Origin of the sequence: Bradyrhizobium sp. UFLA01-814, assembly GCF_046718885.1 — a bacterium.
Lineage (GTDB): Bacteria > Pseudomonadota > Alphaproteobacteria > Rhizobiales > Xanthobacteraceae > Bradyrhizobium > Bradyrhizobium elkanii.
Genome location: NZ_JAQOSR010000051.1, coordinates 1 through 16,033, shown reverse-complemented (window position 1 = coordinate 16,033; position 16,033 = coordinate 1). Strand labels below are relative to the sequence as shown.

The window sequence follows — 16,033 nt, the reverse complement described above, 5'->3', positions numbered from 1 at the left end:
AGATGTTAGAATTTGTATTCGGCCGGCGCAAGCGCTGGTTCGAAACAAGAATATCAAAAGAGCGCTCGAGGAAACGTTGATGGAAACCGGGGTCAGTATCCAGACGGGCGGCGGATCCGGCATCGGAACCGTCGGTGCGTTGTTCGAGGCCTGTGCGGAGCTTCACGCCAACAGACCTGCGATCGAATACCGCAGCCGGCACGTGACCTATGGCGAGCTACGCGACCGGGTCCGCCGGTTGACTGTCCTGCTTGCCGCGCGGGGCCTGCAACGGGGCGACCGGCTTGGCTTGCTGTCGCGCAACCGTCCCGAATATCTCGAGATCGAGTTGGCGGCTGCCAATCTTGGGATCATCACGGCCTGTCTTAACTGGCGGTTGTCAGAGCGCGAGCTCTCCTATTGCATCGAACTGGTGTCGCCCAGGCTGCTCCTGGTTGAGGCCGACCTCGCGGCAACCCTCCCGCTGGCCGCCAAGGCGAAGCCAATCCTGGAGATCGGACCTCAATACGAAAGCGAGCTCGCGCGACAGAAAGGGCGAGCACCGCCGCCTGTCGCTCAACCGGAAGACGGGCTCGTCATACTCTACACCAGCGGAACGACCGGCCTGCCGAAAGGTGCCGTGATCTCGCACCGCGCGATGGTCATGCGGGCGTTGGTGTTTTCTTCCGAACTCGGCATCGCTCCGCACGACACATTCGTCGCATGGGCCCCGCTGTTCCACATGGCTTCGACCGATCACGCCCTCGCCACCCTGCTGCGCGGCGGAATTGTCGTTGTGATCGATGGCTTCCAGCTTGAACCGCTGCTGACGGCCGTTTCCCAACACCACATCGGCTGGCTGGTCCTCATTCCCGGCATGGTCGAGGCTCTTATCGATGGTCTGAAAGCGCAACGCACCAAGGTGAAGGGCGTGCGGGTGTGCGGAGCCATGGCGGATCTTGTCGCCCCGCACGCCATTGCCGAGATCACCGAAATGCTCGGCGCCCCCTATCTCAACAGCTTCGGCTCGACCGAAACCGGCCTGCCACCGGCGACGCGGGCGCTGATTGCGCCAGGCGACGTGCCGGCCAGCCTGTCCAAGCGACAAAATGCGTTCTGCCAGATCAAGCTGGTGGATACCTCCGACAATGAGGTCGCGCCCGGCGAGCCCGGCGAGTTGGCCATCCGCAGCCCGACACTGTTCTCCGGCTATTGGCGCGCGGACGAGACCAACGCGCACGACTTCCGCGGCGGCTGGTTTCACATGGGCGACGTGTTCAGGCGCAACGCCGACGGATCGCTCGATTTCGTCGACCGCGCCAAATACCTGATCAAGTCGGGCGGCGAGAATATCTATCCCGCCGAAATCGAACGTGTCCTGCTAGGCGACGATCGGATCGCGGAAGTCGCAGTCGTCCGCGCTGCCGACCCAAGGTGGGGGGAAGCCCCCGTCGCTTTTGTCGCATGCCGCGAAGGGGCTGCAATGACGGAAGCTGAGCTCACCGAGCTGTGCCGCCGGGACCTCGCAAGCTACAAGCGGCCACGCGAATTTCGTTTCATTGCCTTTGGTGAATTCCCTCGCTCGACAAGTGGCAAGGTCCAGCGCCACGAACTCGAACACCTGTTGAAAGCTTCCACATGAGCGACACCAGCCTGAGAGGAAAGGTTGCCGTCATCGGCATCGGATTGTCGGCGGTCGGCAAGGTGCCAGGCCGCAGTCCGCTCTCGCTTGCGGCAGAGGCCGCAGCAAACGCACTCGCCGACGCCGGCCTCCCCAAGAGCCAGGTGGACGGCGTGCTGTCGAGCCATGCCTTCGCTTCCCCGTTTCATCGCTTCAGCGTTGCTTTCAGCGAATATTTTGGAATCCGTCCGACCTTCTCGAACACGTTGCAGGTTTCCGGCGCTACGGCCGCGACGATGTTCAGCATTGGTGCGGCCGCCATTCACGGCGGCCTCGCCAAGGTGGTGCTGCTGGTCGCGGCCGACAGTCTGATGACGGGGCTGACGCCGGATCTGGCGCTGCGTTCGCTCACTGAAAGCCGGGATCAGCAATACGAGATGCCGTTCGGCATTCCGGTTGCCAACACCTTCGCATTGACTGCGCACCGGCATATGAGGGAGTTCGGCACCACGCCCGAGCAGTTGGCGGAGGTCGCCGTCGTGCACAGGCGTCACGCGGCGCGGACTCCCGGCGCGCAGCAGACGACGCCGATCACCGCAGCGGATGTGCTGAATTCGCCGATGGTCACCACGCCCTATCACAAGCTCGACTGTTCGCTGATCTCGGACGGCGGCGCAGCATTTGTCCTCACGTCGGCCGAACATGCGAAGTCCCTCGGGATCGGCAAGCCGATTTTCGTCCTCGGTTGCGGCGAATGCTACACCCACGAGCACATCTTCCTGATGCCGTCCCTGACCAAGACCGGTGCCGTCGAATCCAGCCGGAGAGCCTATGCAATGGCCGGCTACCAGCCGCGCGATATGGATGTCGCCGGCATCTATGATTGCTTCACAGGCACTGTGGTGATGATGCTTGAGGACCTCGGCTTCTGCCGGAAGGGTGAAGGCGGCCCGTTCGTCGCCGACGGACAGATGAGCTACGGCGGCCAAATACCCTCCAACACACATGGCGGCTTGCTGTCCTTCGCACATTCCGGAATGCCTGGCGCACTATTCCACTTCCATGAGGTGATTGCGCAGCTGCGCGGCCAATGCGGCGAGCGGCAACTCGATGGCGCCGGACTCGGGCTGGTGCACAGCCTCGGAGCGGGATTCGCCACCAATGCCACGACCATTCTGGGCACGGAGGGAACGCTGTGATGGCATCCGAGGATTCCACTCGAAAACCCCTGCCCGCGCCGGATGCCGATACGACCGCATTCTGGCGCGGCTTGCGACACGGCAAGCTCTTGCTGCAGCACTGCCGCCGATGCCGGAACGTTCAGTACTACCAGCAAGCCACATGTCGCGAATGCGGCGGCGATGATCTCGAGCACAGGCCTGCGACCGGCCGCGGCAAGGTGCACTCCTTCAGCGTGGTCTATCGGGCTCCCGGCCCCGCATTCAAGACGGATGTCCCCTATGCCGTCTTGCTCGTCGAACTCGCCGAAGGGCCGCGCATGATCAGTACCCTGACGGGGAGCGATCCGGCGGAAGTCACCTTCGACATGGAGGTCGAGCTCGCATTCGACCAGGTCTCTGACGACATAACTCTGCCGCGCTTTCGGAAAGCCTGAGGGACCGCATGAGTTCTGCTTGCATCCGCGCGCGATCAATTCTAACAACTGTTAGAATTTTGCAGCACCTCGATTTTGTGGCGCTCGCACCGCCAACCCACCGGTCGATTTACACCAGCGGCAAGCCACCGACCGGCTTGCCGCGCAGCCGCCAGGACCACCCGCAATGGCAATCATGAAATCGGACGTCGTCACCTCCACAGAGGAATACGCCCGCAACCGCAGCGCCTACGTCGAACGCGTTGCGGATCTTAGGCGGCGCCGGGCCGCGGCGGCACTGGGCGGCCCGGAACGGGCACGCAAGCTTCACAAGGAACGCGATCAGCTGCTGGCGCGCGAGCGGATCGCGGCGCTGATCGATCCCGGATCACCATTCCTCGAGTTCTGTCAGCTGGCCGGCGAAGGCCTGTACGAAGGCGTGCCGCCCGGCGGCAGCATCATTACCGGCGTTGGAACGATCTCCGATCGTCCCTGCATGATCATCGCCAACGAGCCCACAGTAAAGGGCGGCACCTACTACGGTATCACCTGCAAGAAGCATGTGCGCGCCCAACGGTTCGCCTGGCAGCACCGCCTGCCCTGCGTGACCCTGGTCCAATCCGGCGGCGCCAACCTGCCCGATCAGCCCAACATATTCCCTGACGATGGCCAGTTTGGCTCGATCTTCTACAACCAGGTCAGGATGTCGGCTGAAGGCATCCCGCAAATTGCGGTGGTGCACGGTCCCTCTACCGCGGGCGGCGCCTACATTCCCGCCTTGAGCGATGAGACCGTCATCATCAGAAGCCAGGGCGCCATGTTTCTCGGCGGGCCGCAGCTGGTCTATGCGGCGACCCGCGAAGAGGTCGGCATCGAGGCACTCGGCGGCGGCGAGATGCACAGCCGAGTGAGCGGCGTCACAGATCATCTCGCCGAGAACGACGCCCATGCAATTGCCGTCACGCGCGAGATCGTCGCCAGTCTCGGCGAGATTCCCCGACAAAGCCGGACCATCGCCCCGGTGCGCGAGCCACAATTCGACCCCAACGAAATCTACGGCCTGATCAGTTCGGATCCGCGCATTCCCACCAATAATCGCGATGTCCTCGCGCGTCTCGTCGACGGCAGTGAATTCCATGAGTTCAAGCCGCTCTATGGCGATACCCTGGTGACCGGCTTTGCACGAATCATGGGCTTCGAGATTGGCATTCTCTGCAACAACGGCGTGCTGTTTTCCGAAAGCGCGCTGAAAGCGACGCACTTCATCGAACTGTGCTGCAAGCGCGACATCCCGCTCCTGTTCATGGCGGACGTCACGGGCTTCATGGTTGGCCGTGAAGCCGAGGAAGGCGGCATCACCAAGAACGGCGCAAAAATGATCACAGCAATGGCAAGCGCCAATGTCCCGAAATACACGCTCATCATGGGTAATGCCTACGGCGCGGGTTACCTCGCCATGTGCGGCCGGGCGTTCCGGCCAAACGCCATGATGATGTGGCCAAATGCCCGTTCCGCCATCATGGGTCCCGACCAGGCCGCGACCACACTCGCGATGGTTCGCGACGAGGTGCATAAGCGCGAGGGCACGAGTTGGACGGACACCGAGCGCGAGGCCTACATGGCGCCGACCCGGCGAACGTTCGAGGATTTCGCCAATGCCTACAATTTCGCCCGCAACACCTGGTGCGACATGGTGATCGATCCGCTCGAAACCCGTAGCGTGATGGCGCTGTTGCTTGATCTCGCCGGGCGGGTCCCGCGACAGCACACCGATTTCGGCGTGTTCCGGATGTAGACTCAGGGGACCCGCCATGTTCAGGAAAATTCTGATTGCCAATCGAGGCGAAATCGCCTGCCGCATCGCCCGCACCTGCCAACGCCTCGGCGTTGCGGTCTCCACCGTGCACTCCACCGCGGATACCGACGCCTTGCACGTCAAGGTCATCGGTGAATCCATCGGGATCGGCGGCGCACCGGCATCGGAAAGCTATCTGCGGATCGATGCGGTCATCGCCGCCGCGAAAACCACCGGCGCGGAGGCGGTCCATCCTGGCTTCGGCTTCCTGGCCGAAAACACCGACTTTGCCCGCGCAGTTGAAGCAGCCGGTCTGGTATTCATCGGACCGACGCCGGATACCATTGAGCGGCTTGGCGACAAGGCGTCGGCGAAGCGGGAAGCCGTCGCCGCCGGCGTCCCAACAATACCCGGCAGCGAAGCGCCGAGCGAGGATCGCCTCGAAGTCGAACGGATCGTCCGCAGCCTCGAACTGCCGGTCATGCTCAAGGCGGCGGCCGGCGGCGGTGGCAAGGGAATGCGGGCGATCTCGACCTACGACGGACTTGGCGACGAAATCGAGTCCGCGATGCGGGAGGCCAGGAATGCTTTCGGTGACGCCGGGCTGATCGTCGAGAAGCTGATCCTGCAGGGCCGGCATATCGAGGTACAGATCGCGGGCGACGGCGACGGTAACGTGATCCACCTGTTCGAACGTGAATGCACGCTCCAGCGTCGCCACCAGAAGCTCATCGAGGAAGCGCCAGCTGCCAACCTGGCTCCCGGCTTACGCCAGCGTATCCTCGACGACGCCGTCCGGATCGGACGCAGGCTCGGATATCGTGGTGTCGGCACGGTCGAATTCATTGTCAATGGCGCCGATTACTACTTCCTGGAGGTCAATCCCCGCCTCCAGGTCGAGCATCCCGTAACCGAAATGGTCACCGGCATCGACATCGTCGAGGCCATGCTCCGCATTGCCGCCGGTGAAGGACTTCCGGTGAAACAGGGCGAGGTGGTGTGCCAGGGCCACGCGGTCGAGGCGCGGATCTGCGCCGAAGATCCGAATGACGGCTTCATGCCGTCCACCGGACAGCTCGCTCACGTCAGATTCCCGTCCGGCGGCATCCGCGTCGAAACTGGCGTCGAAGGCGGGTCGACCGTTACGCCCTATTACGACTCGATGCTCGCCAAGCTGATTACTCACGCCACCAGTCGCGATCAGGCGCTCGATCGGCTTGATCTCGCGCTCGGAGAGACCTCGATCTTCGGCGTCACCACCAACCGGGATTTTCTCCGGCGGTTGATCGCTTTGCCCGCGACCCGGGCCGCAACTTTTCATACCCGTCTGATCGACGAACGGATCGATGCGCTGGTCACCGTCACGGGCGCCATTGACCCGGAGACGCTGGCGGTCGGTGCGTATTTCTGGATGATGCGCCAGCGCGCTACCGCTTCCGGCAACCCCTGGCAGTCCAGCAGTCTGACCGGCTGGCAGATGGCGGCGGCCGGTGATGGCTTGTCACCGATTCCGATCCTCCATCTCGAGACCGCAGGCGACAGCGCGGAAATCCGCTTTGCGCCCCTGCAGCCAGACGGCTCGATGCTGATCGGTGTCGACGATGACAGGATTCAGGTGAGGCTCTCGCCGCTTGCCGATGACATGTTCGCCGCCACGGTTAACGCACGCTGCGAGACCGTGCGGATCGTACAGAAGGACCAGGCGATCTTCGTGCATGATCCGCGCCGTGCCCAGAGCATGACCGCAATCCCCTATCTCCGGTACATCAGCACGGCCGCCGACATCAGCGGCGAGCTACGCGCCCCGATGACCGGCGTGGTGTTGAAGATCAACGTCACGGTCGGTAGCCGCGTGAAGGCAGGCGATCCGACCGTTGTCATGGAATCCATGAAGATGGAACTGCGCATTGCCAGCGAGGTGGGCGGCGTCGTGACCGCCGTCCACTTCAAACCCGGCGACACAGTCGAGCGAAACGCCGTCGTCGCCGTCGTCGAGCCTGACCTCATCCCGCAGTAGCCACCTCACGACCCCTTCAGGAGAGCACATGTTACGATTGGGAAGTGTAAATTACGACGTTCAAGGCAACATCGCGATCTTGACGCTCGACGAACCTAACAAGCTGAACGCACTGACCACCGGCATTCGCATAGGCATCCGCGAAGGGCTACAGCGGGCCGACCAGGACGATGCGGTACGTGTCAGCATCATCACCGGCGCCGGTGGCAAGGCATTCTGCGCTGGCGCCGATATCGGCACCTTCGATTTCGATCCGGAGAAGGCGCGCACGTTCTTCATCGATGCCATGGAGGTCCTGAGCGCCCCCGAACGGGCACTCAAGCCGGTGATCGCCGCGGTCAACGGAATAGCCTATGGCGGTGGATTTGAGCTTGCCATTGCATCCGACTTCATCCTGGCGGCCGAGAGCGCTCGCTTTGCCGTACCCGAGATCAAGCTCGGGCTGCTGCCCGGCTTCGCTATCGTTCGGCTTCAGGACATCGTCGGGCGCGCAAAAGCCAAGGAGATGAGCATGCTCGGCGACCCCGTCGACGCCGCAGAAGCACGTCACCTTGGACTCGTATCGCGCGTCGTTCCCGACGAACGCCTTCTCGCCGACGCAATCGCGTTCGCTGAACGCATCGCCTCACAGCCCCGCCTTGCCGTGCAGATGGCCAAGTCGTTCTACAATCGCGGTCTTGGCGGCAACGAGATGCGCCATGCGATCGATGGGTTTCCGTTCCTGCTGATGCACGCCGATGCACGCGAAGGCATCAAAGCATTCCGGGAAAAGCGCGAGCCGCGTTTCGATAAGACGTAGTTATGACAGCTGCGTTCGACCCGACCAACATCGTCGCGCAGACATCCTGTCCGGGCGACCGACCACTCCACTGTCCGATAAAAAAATGAGGGAGAACACGTGAAGAGGAATATCCTGGCCTTGGCCATCCTGATTGCGACAGCGTCGACCGCCTCCGCCCAAATCTCGAATGACGTGGTCCGGATTGGCGTCCTGACCGACCTTTCAAGCTGGGGACGCGACAACAGCGGTCCCGGCTCGGTCGAGGCCGCGAAAATGGCCGTTGAGGAGTTTGGCCCGACAGTACTCGGAAAACCGATCGAAATCGTCAGCTCCGACCACCAGATGAAGACCGACGTGGGCCTGCAGATCGTTCGCGACTGGTTCGACAACGGCAAGGTCGACGCAGTCGCCGACATTCCGAACTCGGGAATTGCGATCGCCGTTCACAACATGGTGCGGGAGCGCAACAAGATCGCGCTGCTGTCCGGCCCGGGCGCGAGCTCCCTGACCGACGAATTGTGCAGCCCCAACACCGTACATTTTTCTTACGATACCTACGCGCTATCCAAAGTGACGGCGTCGGCGGTCATCAAGGAGGGCGGCAAGTCCTGGTTCTTTGTCACCGCCGACTACGCGTTCGGCCAGCAACTTGAGAAAGACGCGACGCGCTTCATCAAGGAGCTGGACGGCAAGCTACTTGGCAGCGTGCGGCATCCGACCAACACAGCCGACTTCTCGTCGTTTGTACTGCAGGCGCAAAACTCCAAGGCGGATGTTGTGGCCTTTGCCAATGCTGGCCAGGACACCGACAATGCCATCAAGCAATCCGGTGAATTCGGCCTGGTTCAGGCCGGCCAGAAGCTTGTTGGCCTGCTGATGTTCGATACCGACGTGCACGCTGTCGGCCTGCAGGCCGCACAAGGCACTTACATGACGACGGCCTCCTACTGGAACATGGATGACAAGACCCGCGCCTGGTCAAAGAGGTTCTTCGCCCGGACCAACGTCATGCCGACGATGATTCACACCGGCGTCTACGGCTCTGTGCTGCACTATCTCAAGGCGATCAAGGTCGCCGGCACCGATGACCCTGCCGCGGTCATGGCCAAGATGCGCGAACTTCCGGTCGAGGACACCTTCGTACATGGCGCCAGGCTGCGCGAGGACGGGCGGGTGATCCGTGACATGTACCTGGCGCGCGTGAAGAAGCCATCAGATTCGAAGGAGCCATGGGATTATCTCGAGATCGTCAAGACGATCCGAGGTGAGGACGCCTATCGGCCTGTCAGCGAATCGAAGTGCGCGCTTCTCAAGAAGTGAAACGACGAGATCGGCGCAAGGAGCGAGCGAAGGCCACTGCTTGGCCGGGCGGATTTTGGGAACCAGGTAAGGCAGAGCATTGCCGAACATCGGAAGGACGATCAGTCGTGACCATAGCATCATCTCCAGTCGAACTCGTCGTTGCCGACAGGATCGGGACGATCTGGCTGAACCGGCCGGAGCGAGGCAATGGGATCGAGCTCGGGCTGGCGACTGCGCTCAGGACAGCTGCCTTCGACCTCGAAGGTGACGCCAGCGTAAAGGTCGTAGTCATCCGAGGCCGCGGAGCAAATTTCTCGGTCGGCGGAGATCTTCGAACTTTCTCCGCTGCCGGCGCCACCTTCCCGCGGCTTGCAATGGACATCATCACTGCTTTCCACGACGCGCTCCTTTCACTGAGACGCTCAGGAAAGCCGGTTATCGCCGCAGTGCACGGGGCTTGCGCCGGCGGATCAATGTCCCTGGCGTTGGCCTGTGATTTTGTTCTAGCCGCCGAGACAGCGCATTTTTCAGTGGCGTACCGGCGGCTGGGCGTCCCCGCCGATGGCGGTATGAGTCACTCGTTGACGCGCCTGGCGGGGCCAAGACGCGCGCTGGAGTTGATGCTGCTCTCCGACCGCATAAGCGCAAGCGAGGCGCTGTCGCGTGGGCTGATCACGAGAGTATGCCCAGAGCAGGAGCTCGAGGCCGAGCTGACCCGAATGACGCGGACGCTAGCTGATAACTCACCTGCCGCAAGCCGCGCGGTGAAAGCCCTGGTTTGGAGCGCCGATACCGCGACGTTCGATGAACAACTGTCGGCCGAGCTTGCTTCATTCGTCGACTGCGCCTCCTCGGCAGACTTTCGCGAGGGCCTGAACGCGTTCATCGAGAGGCGGCCGCCAATATTCGGAGGAGAGTGAATAAATGGGATCCCTGGACGGCAAGATCGTTTTCATTACAGGCGCGAGCCGCGGCATAGGCCGAGAGATCGCGCTCAAATTCGCATCGGAAGGAGCGCGGATTGCGCTCGCAGCTAAGTCGAGCGAGCCCCATCCAACTCTTCCCGGAACTATCCATACAGTGGCCGAGGAGATCCGTAAGCTCGGTACCGCCGCCCTTCCCCTCCGTGTCGATGTGCGCGACGCAGATGCGCTCGCAAACGCCATCGAAAGGACGGTACAGGAATTCGGCGGGTTGGACATACTCGTGAACAATGCCAGCGCCATCAGTCCGACCGGCCTGCTCGATACGCCGGCCAGGAAGTTCGATTTGCTGAGTGCGGTGAACGGCAGGGCGACCTACATCTGTGCCTATCATGCTGTACCGCACCTGAAGCGGTCGTCAAATCCCCACGTTCTCACCTTGTCGCCGCCATTGCCGAAGTCGGCAATCTGGCTCGGCAAGTATCCGGCATACGCCACCTCGAAGTACAGCATGACCATGTACACTCTGGCGCTGGCCGAGGAATTCCGATCGTTTGGAATTGCCGCCAATGCTCTTTGGCCAAAGACCATGATTGCAACCGACGCCGTGCGCGTACACTACCAGTCGGATTATCGTCGCAGCCGCTTGCCTTCAATCATGGCCGATGCGGCACACTTCATCGTTACGCAAGACAGCCGCGAATTCTCGGGCAGGACCTTGATCGACGAGGAAGTTTTGCGTTCGCAGGGTGTCGACGACCTGTCGGTCTATGCAATAGACCCTGCCAGCCAGCTAGCGCCAGACATCTTGATCGAATGACTGCAGCAACGATCAGGGAAAGCTTCCCGGCAGGGAAGCATGGAAGTAGTGGGACTTACCCGGTTGCAGGAATGATTTCCCAATGAACACCGTCAGCGCGCGCATCGCCATTATCGTGAATCCAGCCCTGCCGCTTGGGTTGATTGCGAACACGGTTGCGGCCTTGAGCATCGGCATCGGCGCCGCAGAACCGGACCTTGGAGGAAACCTCTTGACCGACGGCAACGGGCTTACTGTCCGGACCAGTGCGAACCGTCCAGTACCAATTCTGCAAGCCACGCCCGAAGCGCTGTCCGTACTGCTGACGCGCGCACAGCCATTGGCGAGCGGCGCCGTTCTGGTACCCTTTCCGCAATTCGCCAGGGGACTCCACCGCTTTGAGGACTATCTCGCCGAGTTTCCGCTCCGCGCGCTCTCGGACGAGACGATTGACGGCCTGGGTTTCTATGGACCAGAAAAATGGGTTCGGTCGCTGACGGGCAATTTGAAGCTCTTGCGCTGAAGATAACGCCCCGTCGCGAAGCTGAGGACTGACCTCATCATGAGCATGGTCGTGCCCCCTTACGCCATGGCGCCATTCCCGCTCAAGCACAGCTTCAAGGTGCTCTCGTTGGGAGATTAAAACCCTTCAGCCCTCGCGAGCCATGTTTCAAGCTCAACGCGAGCTGGAAGCCCTCGACTGGCGTCCGGCTACTCAAGGTAGCCGTATGACATTAGAGCTTCTGGATTTCGACCGGTGTCCGGCCGGCTCGCAGGCCTTCCCGAGCCGAAGCTGTCCGCATCACGGTGGAAAAGCTCTTGCGCTCGTCAGCCAGGCCTTCGGCCAACGGACGGTCGAGAGCTGACCGGATAAGGCGCTTGGCAAAGGCCAGGCCTTCGGCACGTCGCCCCGATAGTTCAGCGCCGATCTCAAGGGAACGCGCGAGCGGATCGGCGACAACCTCATGCACAATTCCGATTTCGTGCGCGCGCAGCCCCGTCACTGTCAGGCCACAGAGGATCATCTCGAGCGCCTTGGCCTCTCCAACGATCCTGGGCAAACGCTGTGTACCGCCACCACCGGGAAAGATGCCGATGCGCGTTTCCGGAAGTCCGATCGCCGCGACACTGCTCCCGGCGATGCGCAGGTCGCAGGCCAGCGAAAGCTCGAAGCCTCCTCCCATGCACAGGCCATTGATAGCCGCAATGACCGGCTTGTCGACCGCTGCAATCGCATCCGTCAGCGCGTGGAAACCGGGTGGTCGAGGACCAGGCGACGGCGGGGCGCGAGGCGCTCCGCGTTCAATCGCGTCTGCGGCCTCAGAGAGTTCCCCAACGTCGTAGTGACGGATGAAGATGCCGGGTAGGCCCCCTGTAATGACAATGACCCGCACCGATGGGGCCATCCCTGCAGCGGCGACCGCATCGAACATCTCGGCCGCCCCGGCGGCCGTCATGGTTCCGAATGGGGCGTTAGCGTAGGTGATGACACGCACCGCGTCGCGATCCTGGGTGGAAACAAGAGGCATGGCCTACCCTCACCGCAACCGCTCGCCGAACAATCACGCGTTGGCGGTGCACCCCTCAGAATGCGCCCGGGTCCCACATCGATCAAGCCTGCGCGCGCTAATATTGCCATTGCAGCCGAGCGGTTCATTCCTAAAATCCGGCCTCCCCGGCATGCGTTTCGGACGGGCCTGTACAGCGGAGTAGACGTTATGCCCAGACCGGAAAGCTTCCCAATCGAGAAGATCTACGTTCCCGTGAAAAGAAGGAAGGCAATCAAGCCTGAAGTCGTCGAGGAGATCGCTGGAAGCATTCTGGAAATCGGGCAACAAACCCCCATTCTCGTCCGGCCCGACGAAGACCGCTTCGTTCTGGTCGAGGGACTACATCGGCTCGAAGCTTGCAAGGCGCTTGGAGAGACGACGATTGTGGGAATCGTGGTCTCTGCGGAGGATGCTCAGCAAAGGACGCTCTTGTCCGAGGGACCCGGAGCAGATGCAGAACGCGACAAGATGGCGCGGTTGAAAAAGCTGCGTCTCGAGAAGGAAGCTGCGGAAAGTTCGATTACTGCTTTGAACAAGACGGATAAGGAGCGAGCCCGCGCGGCAAGGGGCGCGGGCGAAAACTCGAGAACATCGCCAAGCCGGGCCCCAGGACCGACGCCGAAAAAGACGTTGTCGGAGTGGATCGCGCAGCAAAAGCGCGACGGCGGCCGTTATTGATCGACCGCTTTCGATTCTGCATCCGCCGTCAGCGGGATCTTCATGACGATTGCCGTGGCCTGGACTAGGAAGTATTCACCTTCTCAGCGAAGACTCATGAGATCAATCGCAGCAAGAGCATAGATTTTCGCGCAATCGACAACGTCCTGCTCGTTGGCATAGTCGTCAACGCCAGCTGACAACGTCGGCTGTGGTCCGAAACATGCGGCCGGGACACCCTTGTTCCGCCAGTGACGGGCATCGCTGCCTGGAAGCCGCACGACCAGCTGAGGTGTCTTTCCTCGCACATTGGCAATCACATGAATCAGGCTCTTTGCATACGGGCTATCGGCCGCCTCCCAATTCGCATCCCACTCCTTCGGATACGATAGACGGATTCCCGGAACGGTGCTGGCGATCTTCTGCAGGCGGTGCTTGACGCTCGCAGCAGTGATTCCCGGTGGAAGTCTGAAATCAAACCGGGCAAGTGCGGACGGCGAGATCAGGCTACGCACTTCGCCAGCCTGGATTACGCCCGCGTTGACCGACAAGCGAAGCCCCAGATTTCCCTCTCCGCCGGTCACGCCTTTGAGTTCCTCGGGCAAGGTCGCGAAGACGTCGTTGAAGGTATCGACCTGCGCCATGAAGTTGGCGAGCTTGCCGACGGCGCTTTCGCCGCGCAGCGCGCGGGACGAATGCCCTCCCGGTCCGGTTGCCTCAACATCCACCCAGAGCAGGCCCTTCTCCGCGACAGCGAAATCCATAAAACCGGGACCTTCTGCGCTGATCATAAAGTCGCCGGCAAGATCCGGCCGAACCGCAAGGAGATGCTCGGTGCCGCGTCCGCCGAACATGACCTCGTCGCAAACGGCCGTGAAGCTCAAGCTCCCCGGAAGCTGATCACGATGCCGCGCAAGCACGGTCGTCGCGAGAGCCATCGCGGCGAGACCGCCCTTCAGGTTGCCCATGCCAAGGCCGTAAAGACGACCGTCCTTGCGCGTTAACTCGAGACGCGGCACGCTCCACGCGGACTCGTCGCCCGGCTGCATCGTGTCCATGTGGGCGTTGAAGACCACATGCTTTCCTTCCGCCGAGCCGCTCAGCGTCAGGTGAACGTTGGCGGCGTCGTCGACAACAGCGATCCGCTCGCTTGCCAAGCCCCTCCCCCGGAGAAACGCCTGCAATTTGTCCGCTACTTCCGTCGTTCGCCCCGGCGGATTCATGCTCGGAGCCGCGACCAACCGACGGCACAGATCGACGAGAGCCTCGCGATCTTCGTCGATCTCACGCAAAATAAGCTCGTTCCAGCCAGACGACGTCATTGCACTAATTCCTTCCTGGTCGACCAGCCAGCCACGACGCGCTCGGGCGCCTTCCCGACGATTCGCTCGTAGACGGCGGGATCGGTTGCACCTTCCGTGCCGATGACCAGCACCACGCTCTCTTCCGTCAGCTTGATGGCATGTCGGGCGTCGGCATCGCCTGCGGCCAGAAGTGCTGCAGCCAAACCCGCGACGGCGGACTCACCGGCGACGATCGGATGATCGCCGTACCGACCGTCCGCAAGCAGGCGCATCGCTTCCGCCGCGGATGCGTCGGTGATCGAGAAGAAGCCATCGGCGCCTGCATTGAGGATCGACCAGGCCAGAAGGGAGACCTCGCCGCAGGCAAGACCCGCCATGATCGTGTCCAGCGAGCCGTGGTCGGCAGTCGGCCGCCCCGCCGCCGCGCTAAGGTAGAGGCATCGTGCCGTCTCGGGCTCAGCCACGTAGAAAAAGGGCGACTTCTCGCCGAAACGCTCCCAAAGATAGGAGCAGACGGCTGCAGCGAGGCCGCCAACGCCGCCCTGCACGAAGACGTGGGTCGGAAAAACACCGCGCGGCATTTGCTCGACGGCCTCCTCCACCATCACTCCGTACCCCTGCATGACGTAGCGGGGAATGTCGGTATATCCCTCGTAAGACGTATCGGAGATCACCTGCCAGCCGTTTCGCGCTGCCGTGTCTGCAGCCTCGCGAACGGCGTCGTCATAAGTTCCGTCGACCACGCGTACTTCAGCGCCGTAGGCAGCGATCGCATCGCGGCGGCCCTGGCTCACCGTGGCGTGCACGAAGATCACGCACCGGCACCCGAAAGTGCGGGCGCCCCATGCCACGGACCGGCCGTGATTTCCGTCCGTCGCACAGGTCACCGTCATGCCGGTCGTGACGTCTTTCAGCGATCCGGCCCCAAGCTCTTTCGTGCTCGGGCGCTCGCCGGTGAGCGCCTCTACTTCGCGCTGCAGGAAGGAGGCCACCGCGTAGGCTCCGCCCAGGGCCTTGAAGCTGCCGAGGTCAAAGCGAGCGCCCTCATCCTTATAGAGGATCGTGCGAACGCCGGCGGCGCTCGCCAGCCCGTCCAGACGCCGCAACTCGGTGGGACGATAGCCGGGCCAGGTGGTGATCTCCTTCCGCGCCCGATCGAGGGCTGCGAGGCTGAGGATATCGCCGCGCCCGTTCTCGCCGTACTTTTCCTGACGAACGGGGTTCGGGTTGGGTTGGAGGGAGAAGTTTTCGCTGAGGATTTTGAACATTTGGTCTCTCAATAACCTAGTGCGACGCCGTCACGACGGGAATCTGCCCCGCCTCTTAGGACCCCGCGTTTCCGGTCGATCCAGATCGCCTGGGCAGTTCCAAGTGGATTGGGAGCCGGCGTCGGGCGGTGCCCGAGAGCGCGGAGACCTTCGACAACATGCGCCGGAACGGTTCCTTCGACGTCCAGCACGTCACCGCGAGCAAAGATGCGCGGTTGGTCGATGGCTTCCTGCACGGACATCTTGTAGTCGAGCAGGTTCGACAGGATCTGGATCTGCCCAATCGGCTGAAAGTGACCACCAGTCACGCCGAAGGAAAGCACGCACTCGCCGTCGCGGGTGAGCATGGCCGGCAGGATGGTATGCATCGGACGTCTGCCGCCCGCGAGCGTATTCGGATGGTCGGGTTCGAGCACAAAGCCGAAGCCGCGATTGTGCAAGAG

The 16,033-nt window shown here is 62.1% G+C and carries 15 protein-coding genes; 11 read left to right on the top strand and 4 right to left on the bottom strand.

What is annotated here, in order from left to right; translation table 11 throughout:
• Positions 1 to 79 precede the first annotated feature (79 nt).
• The 10 genes from PMN64_RS17555 to PMN64_RS17510 all read left to right on the top strand — a co-directional run bounded on the left by PMN64_RS17555 (position 80) and on the right by PMN64_RS17510 (position 11,334).
• A complete protein-coding gene (locus PMN64_RS17555; protein WP_411781514.1) occupies positions 80 to 1,621 on the top strand; it encodes a class I adenylate-forming enzyme family protein in 1,542 nt (513 codons plus the stop codon).
• A complete protein-coding gene (locus tag PMN64_RS17550; RefSeq protein ID WP_411781513.1) occupies positions 1,618 to 2,799 on the top strand; it encodes a thiolase C-terminal domain-containing protein in 1,182 nt (393 codons plus the stop codon). The genes PMN64_RS17555 and PMN64_RS17550 overlap by 4 nt, the downstream gene beginning before the upstream one ends.
• Positions 2,799 to 3,215 carry a Zn-ribbon domain-containing OB-fold protein gene (locus PMN64_RS17545; protein ID WP_411781512.1) on the top strand — a complete coding sequence of 139 codons (417 nt, stop codon included), beginning with the start codon at positions 2,799 to 2,801 and terminating at the stop codon, positions 3,213 to 3,215. Before PMN64_RS17550 ends, PMN64_RS17545 begins: the two co-directional genes overlap by 1 nt.
• 166 nt (positions 3,216 to 3,381) lie before the next feature.
• On the top strand, positions 3,382 to 4,989 hold the full coding sequence (locus tag PMN64_RS17540; RefSeq protein WP_411781511.1) for a carboxyl transferase domain-containing protein: 1,608 nt from the start codon (positions 3,382 to 3,384) through the stop codon (positions 4,987 to 4,989).
• 16 nt (positions 4,990 to 5,005) lie between these two features.
• Positions 5,006 to 7,006, top strand: coding sequence for a biotin carboxylase N-terminal domain-containing protein (locus PMN64_RS17535; protein ID WP_411781510.1), 2,001 nt, complete (start codon positions 5,006 to 5,008; stop codon positions 7,004 to 7,006).
• A gap of 28 nt (positions 7,007 to 7,034) precedes the next feature.
• A complete protein-coding gene (locus tag PMN64_RS17530) occupies positions 7,035 to 7,805 on the top strand; it encodes an enoyl-CoA hydratase/isomerase family protein (RefSeq protein ID WP_411781509.1) in 771 nt (256 codons plus the stop codon).
• A gap of 99 nt (positions 7,806 to 7,904) precedes the next feature.
• Positions 7,905 to 9,107, top strand: coding sequence for an ABC transporter substrate-binding protein (locus tag PMN64_RS17525; protein WP_411781508.1), 1,203 nt, complete (start codon positions 7,905 to 7,907; stop codon positions 9,105 to 9,107).
• Positions 9,108 to 9,214: 107 nt separating this feature from the next.
• Positions 9,215 to 10,009 carry an enoyl-CoA hydratase/isomerase family protein gene (locus PMN64_RS17520; protein WP_411781507.1) on the top strand — a complete coding sequence of 265 codons (795 nt, stop codon included), beginning with the start codon at positions 9,215 to 9,217 and terminating at the stop codon, positions 10,007 to 10,009.
• A 4-nt stretch (positions 10,010 to 10,013) separates the two neighbouring features.
• Positions 10,014 to 10,832 carry an SDR family oxidoreductase gene (locus PMN64_RS17515; protein WP_411781506.1) on the top strand — a complete coding sequence of 273 codons (819 nt, stop codon included), beginning with the start codon at positions 10,014 to 10,016 and terminating at the stop codon, positions 10,830 to 10,832.
• An 82-nt stretch (positions 10,833 to 10,914) separates the two neighbouring features.
• Positions 10,915 to 11,334: a DUF2000 domain-containing protein gene (locus tag PMN64_RS17510; protein ID WP_411781505.1), complete on the top strand. Its 420-nt coding sequence runs from the start codon at positions 10,915 to 10,917 to the stop codon at positions 11,332 to 11,334.
• A gap of 211 nt (positions 11,335 to 11,545) precedes the next feature.
• Here PMN64_RS17510 and PMN64_RS17505 read toward each other — a convergent pair whose 3' ends face one another.
• A complete protein-coding gene (locus PMN64_RS17505) occupies positions 11,546 to 12,340 on the bottom strand; it encodes an enoyl-CoA hydratase/isomerase family protein (protein WP_411781504.1) in 795 nt (264 codons plus the stop codon).
• Positions 12,341 to 12,529: 189 nt separating this feature from the next.
• Between PMN64_RS17505 and PMN64_RS17500 the strand changes: the two genes are divergently transcribed.
• The gene (locus PMN64_RS17500) at positions 12,530 to 13,039 is read left to right on the top strand and encodes a ParB N-terminal domain-containing protein (RefSeq protein WP_411781503.1); all 510 of its coding nucleotides are present in this window, start codon (positions 12,530 to 12,532) and stop codon (positions 13,037 to 13,039) included.
• 83 nt (positions 13,040 to 13,122) lie between these two features.
• Here PMN64_RS17500 and PMN64_RS17495 read toward each other — a convergent pair whose 3' ends face one another.
• The 3 genes from PMN64_RS17495 to PMN64_RS17485 all read right to left on the bottom strand — a co-directional run.
• Positions 13,123 to 14,340: a M20 family metallopeptidase gene (locus PMN64_RS17495; protein WP_411781502.1), complete on the bottom strand. Its 1,218-nt coding sequence runs from the start codon at positions 14,338 to 14,340 to the stop codon at positions 13,123 to 13,125.
• Positions 14,337 to 15,590 carry a diaminopropionate ammonia-lyase gene (locus PMN64_RS17490; protein WP_411781501.1) on the bottom strand — a complete coding sequence of 418 codons (1,254 nt, stop codon included), beginning with the start codon at positions 15,588 to 15,590 and terminating at the stop codon, positions 14,337 to 14,339. The genes PMN64_RS17495 and PMN64_RS17490 overlap by 4 nt, the downstream gene beginning before the upstream one ends.
• Before the next feature lie 8 nt (positions 15,591 to 15,598).
• Positions 15,599 to 16,033, bottom strand: a 435-nt coding sequence (locus PMN64_RS17485; protein WP_411781500.1) for a gamma-glutamyltransferase, incomplete at its 5' end; no start/stop codon positions are given.

What these genes read in the sequence shown, in the direction of transcription:
- PMN64_RS17540 (WP_411781511.1), top strand. Translation starts at nt 3,382, where the DNA reads ATGGCAATCATGAAATCGGACGTCGTCACCTCCACAGAGGAATACGCC.
- PMN64_RS17505 (WP_411781504.1), bottom strand. Translation starts at nt 12,340, where the DNA reads ATGCCTCTTGTTTCCACCCAGGATCGCGACGCGGTGCGTGTCATCACC.
- PMN64_RS17555 (WP_411781514.1), top strand. Translation starts at nt 80, where the DNA reads ATGGAAACCGGGGTCAGTATCCAGACGGGCGGCGGATCCGGCATCGGA.
- PMN64_RS17550 (WP_411781513.1), top strand. Translation starts at nt 1,618, where the DNA reads ATGAGCGACACCAGCCTGAGAGGAAAGGTTGCCGTCATCGGCATCGGA.
- PMN64_RS17495 (WP_411781502.1), bottom strand. Translation starts at nt 14,340, where the DNA reads ATGACGTCGTCTGGCTGGAACGAGCTTATTTTGCGTGAGATCGACGAA.
- PMN64_RS17545 (WP_411781512.1), top strand. Translation starts at nt 2,799, where the DNA reads ATGGCATCCGAGGATTCCACTCGAAAACCCCTGCCCGCGCCGGATGCC.
- PMN64_RS17500 (WP_411781503.1), top strand. Translation starts at nt 12,530, where the DNA reads ATGCCCAGACCGGAAAGCTTCCCAATCGAGAAGATCTACGTTCCCGTG.
- PMN64_RS17490 (WP_411781501.1), bottom strand. Translation starts at nt 15,590, where the DNA reads ATGTTCAAAATCCTCAGCGAAAACTTCTCCCTCCAACCCAACCCGAAC.
- PMN64_RS17515 (WP_411781506.1), top strand. Translation starts at nt 10,014, where the DNA reads ATGGGATCCCTGGACGGCAAGATCGTTTTCATTACAGGCGCGAGCCGC.
- PMN64_RS17510 (WP_411781505.1), top strand. Translation starts at nt 10,915, where the DNA reads ATGAACACCGTCAGCGCGCGCATCGCCATTATCGTGAATCCAGCCCTG.
- PMN64_RS17530 (WP_411781509.1), top strand. Translation starts at nt 7,035, where the DNA reads ATGTTACGATTGGGAAGTGTAAATTACGACGTTCAAGGCAACATCGCG.
- PMN64_RS17535 (WP_411781510.1), top strand. Translation starts at nt 5,006, where the DNA reads ATGTTCAGGAAAATTCTGATTGCCAATCGAGGCGAAATCGCCTGCCGC.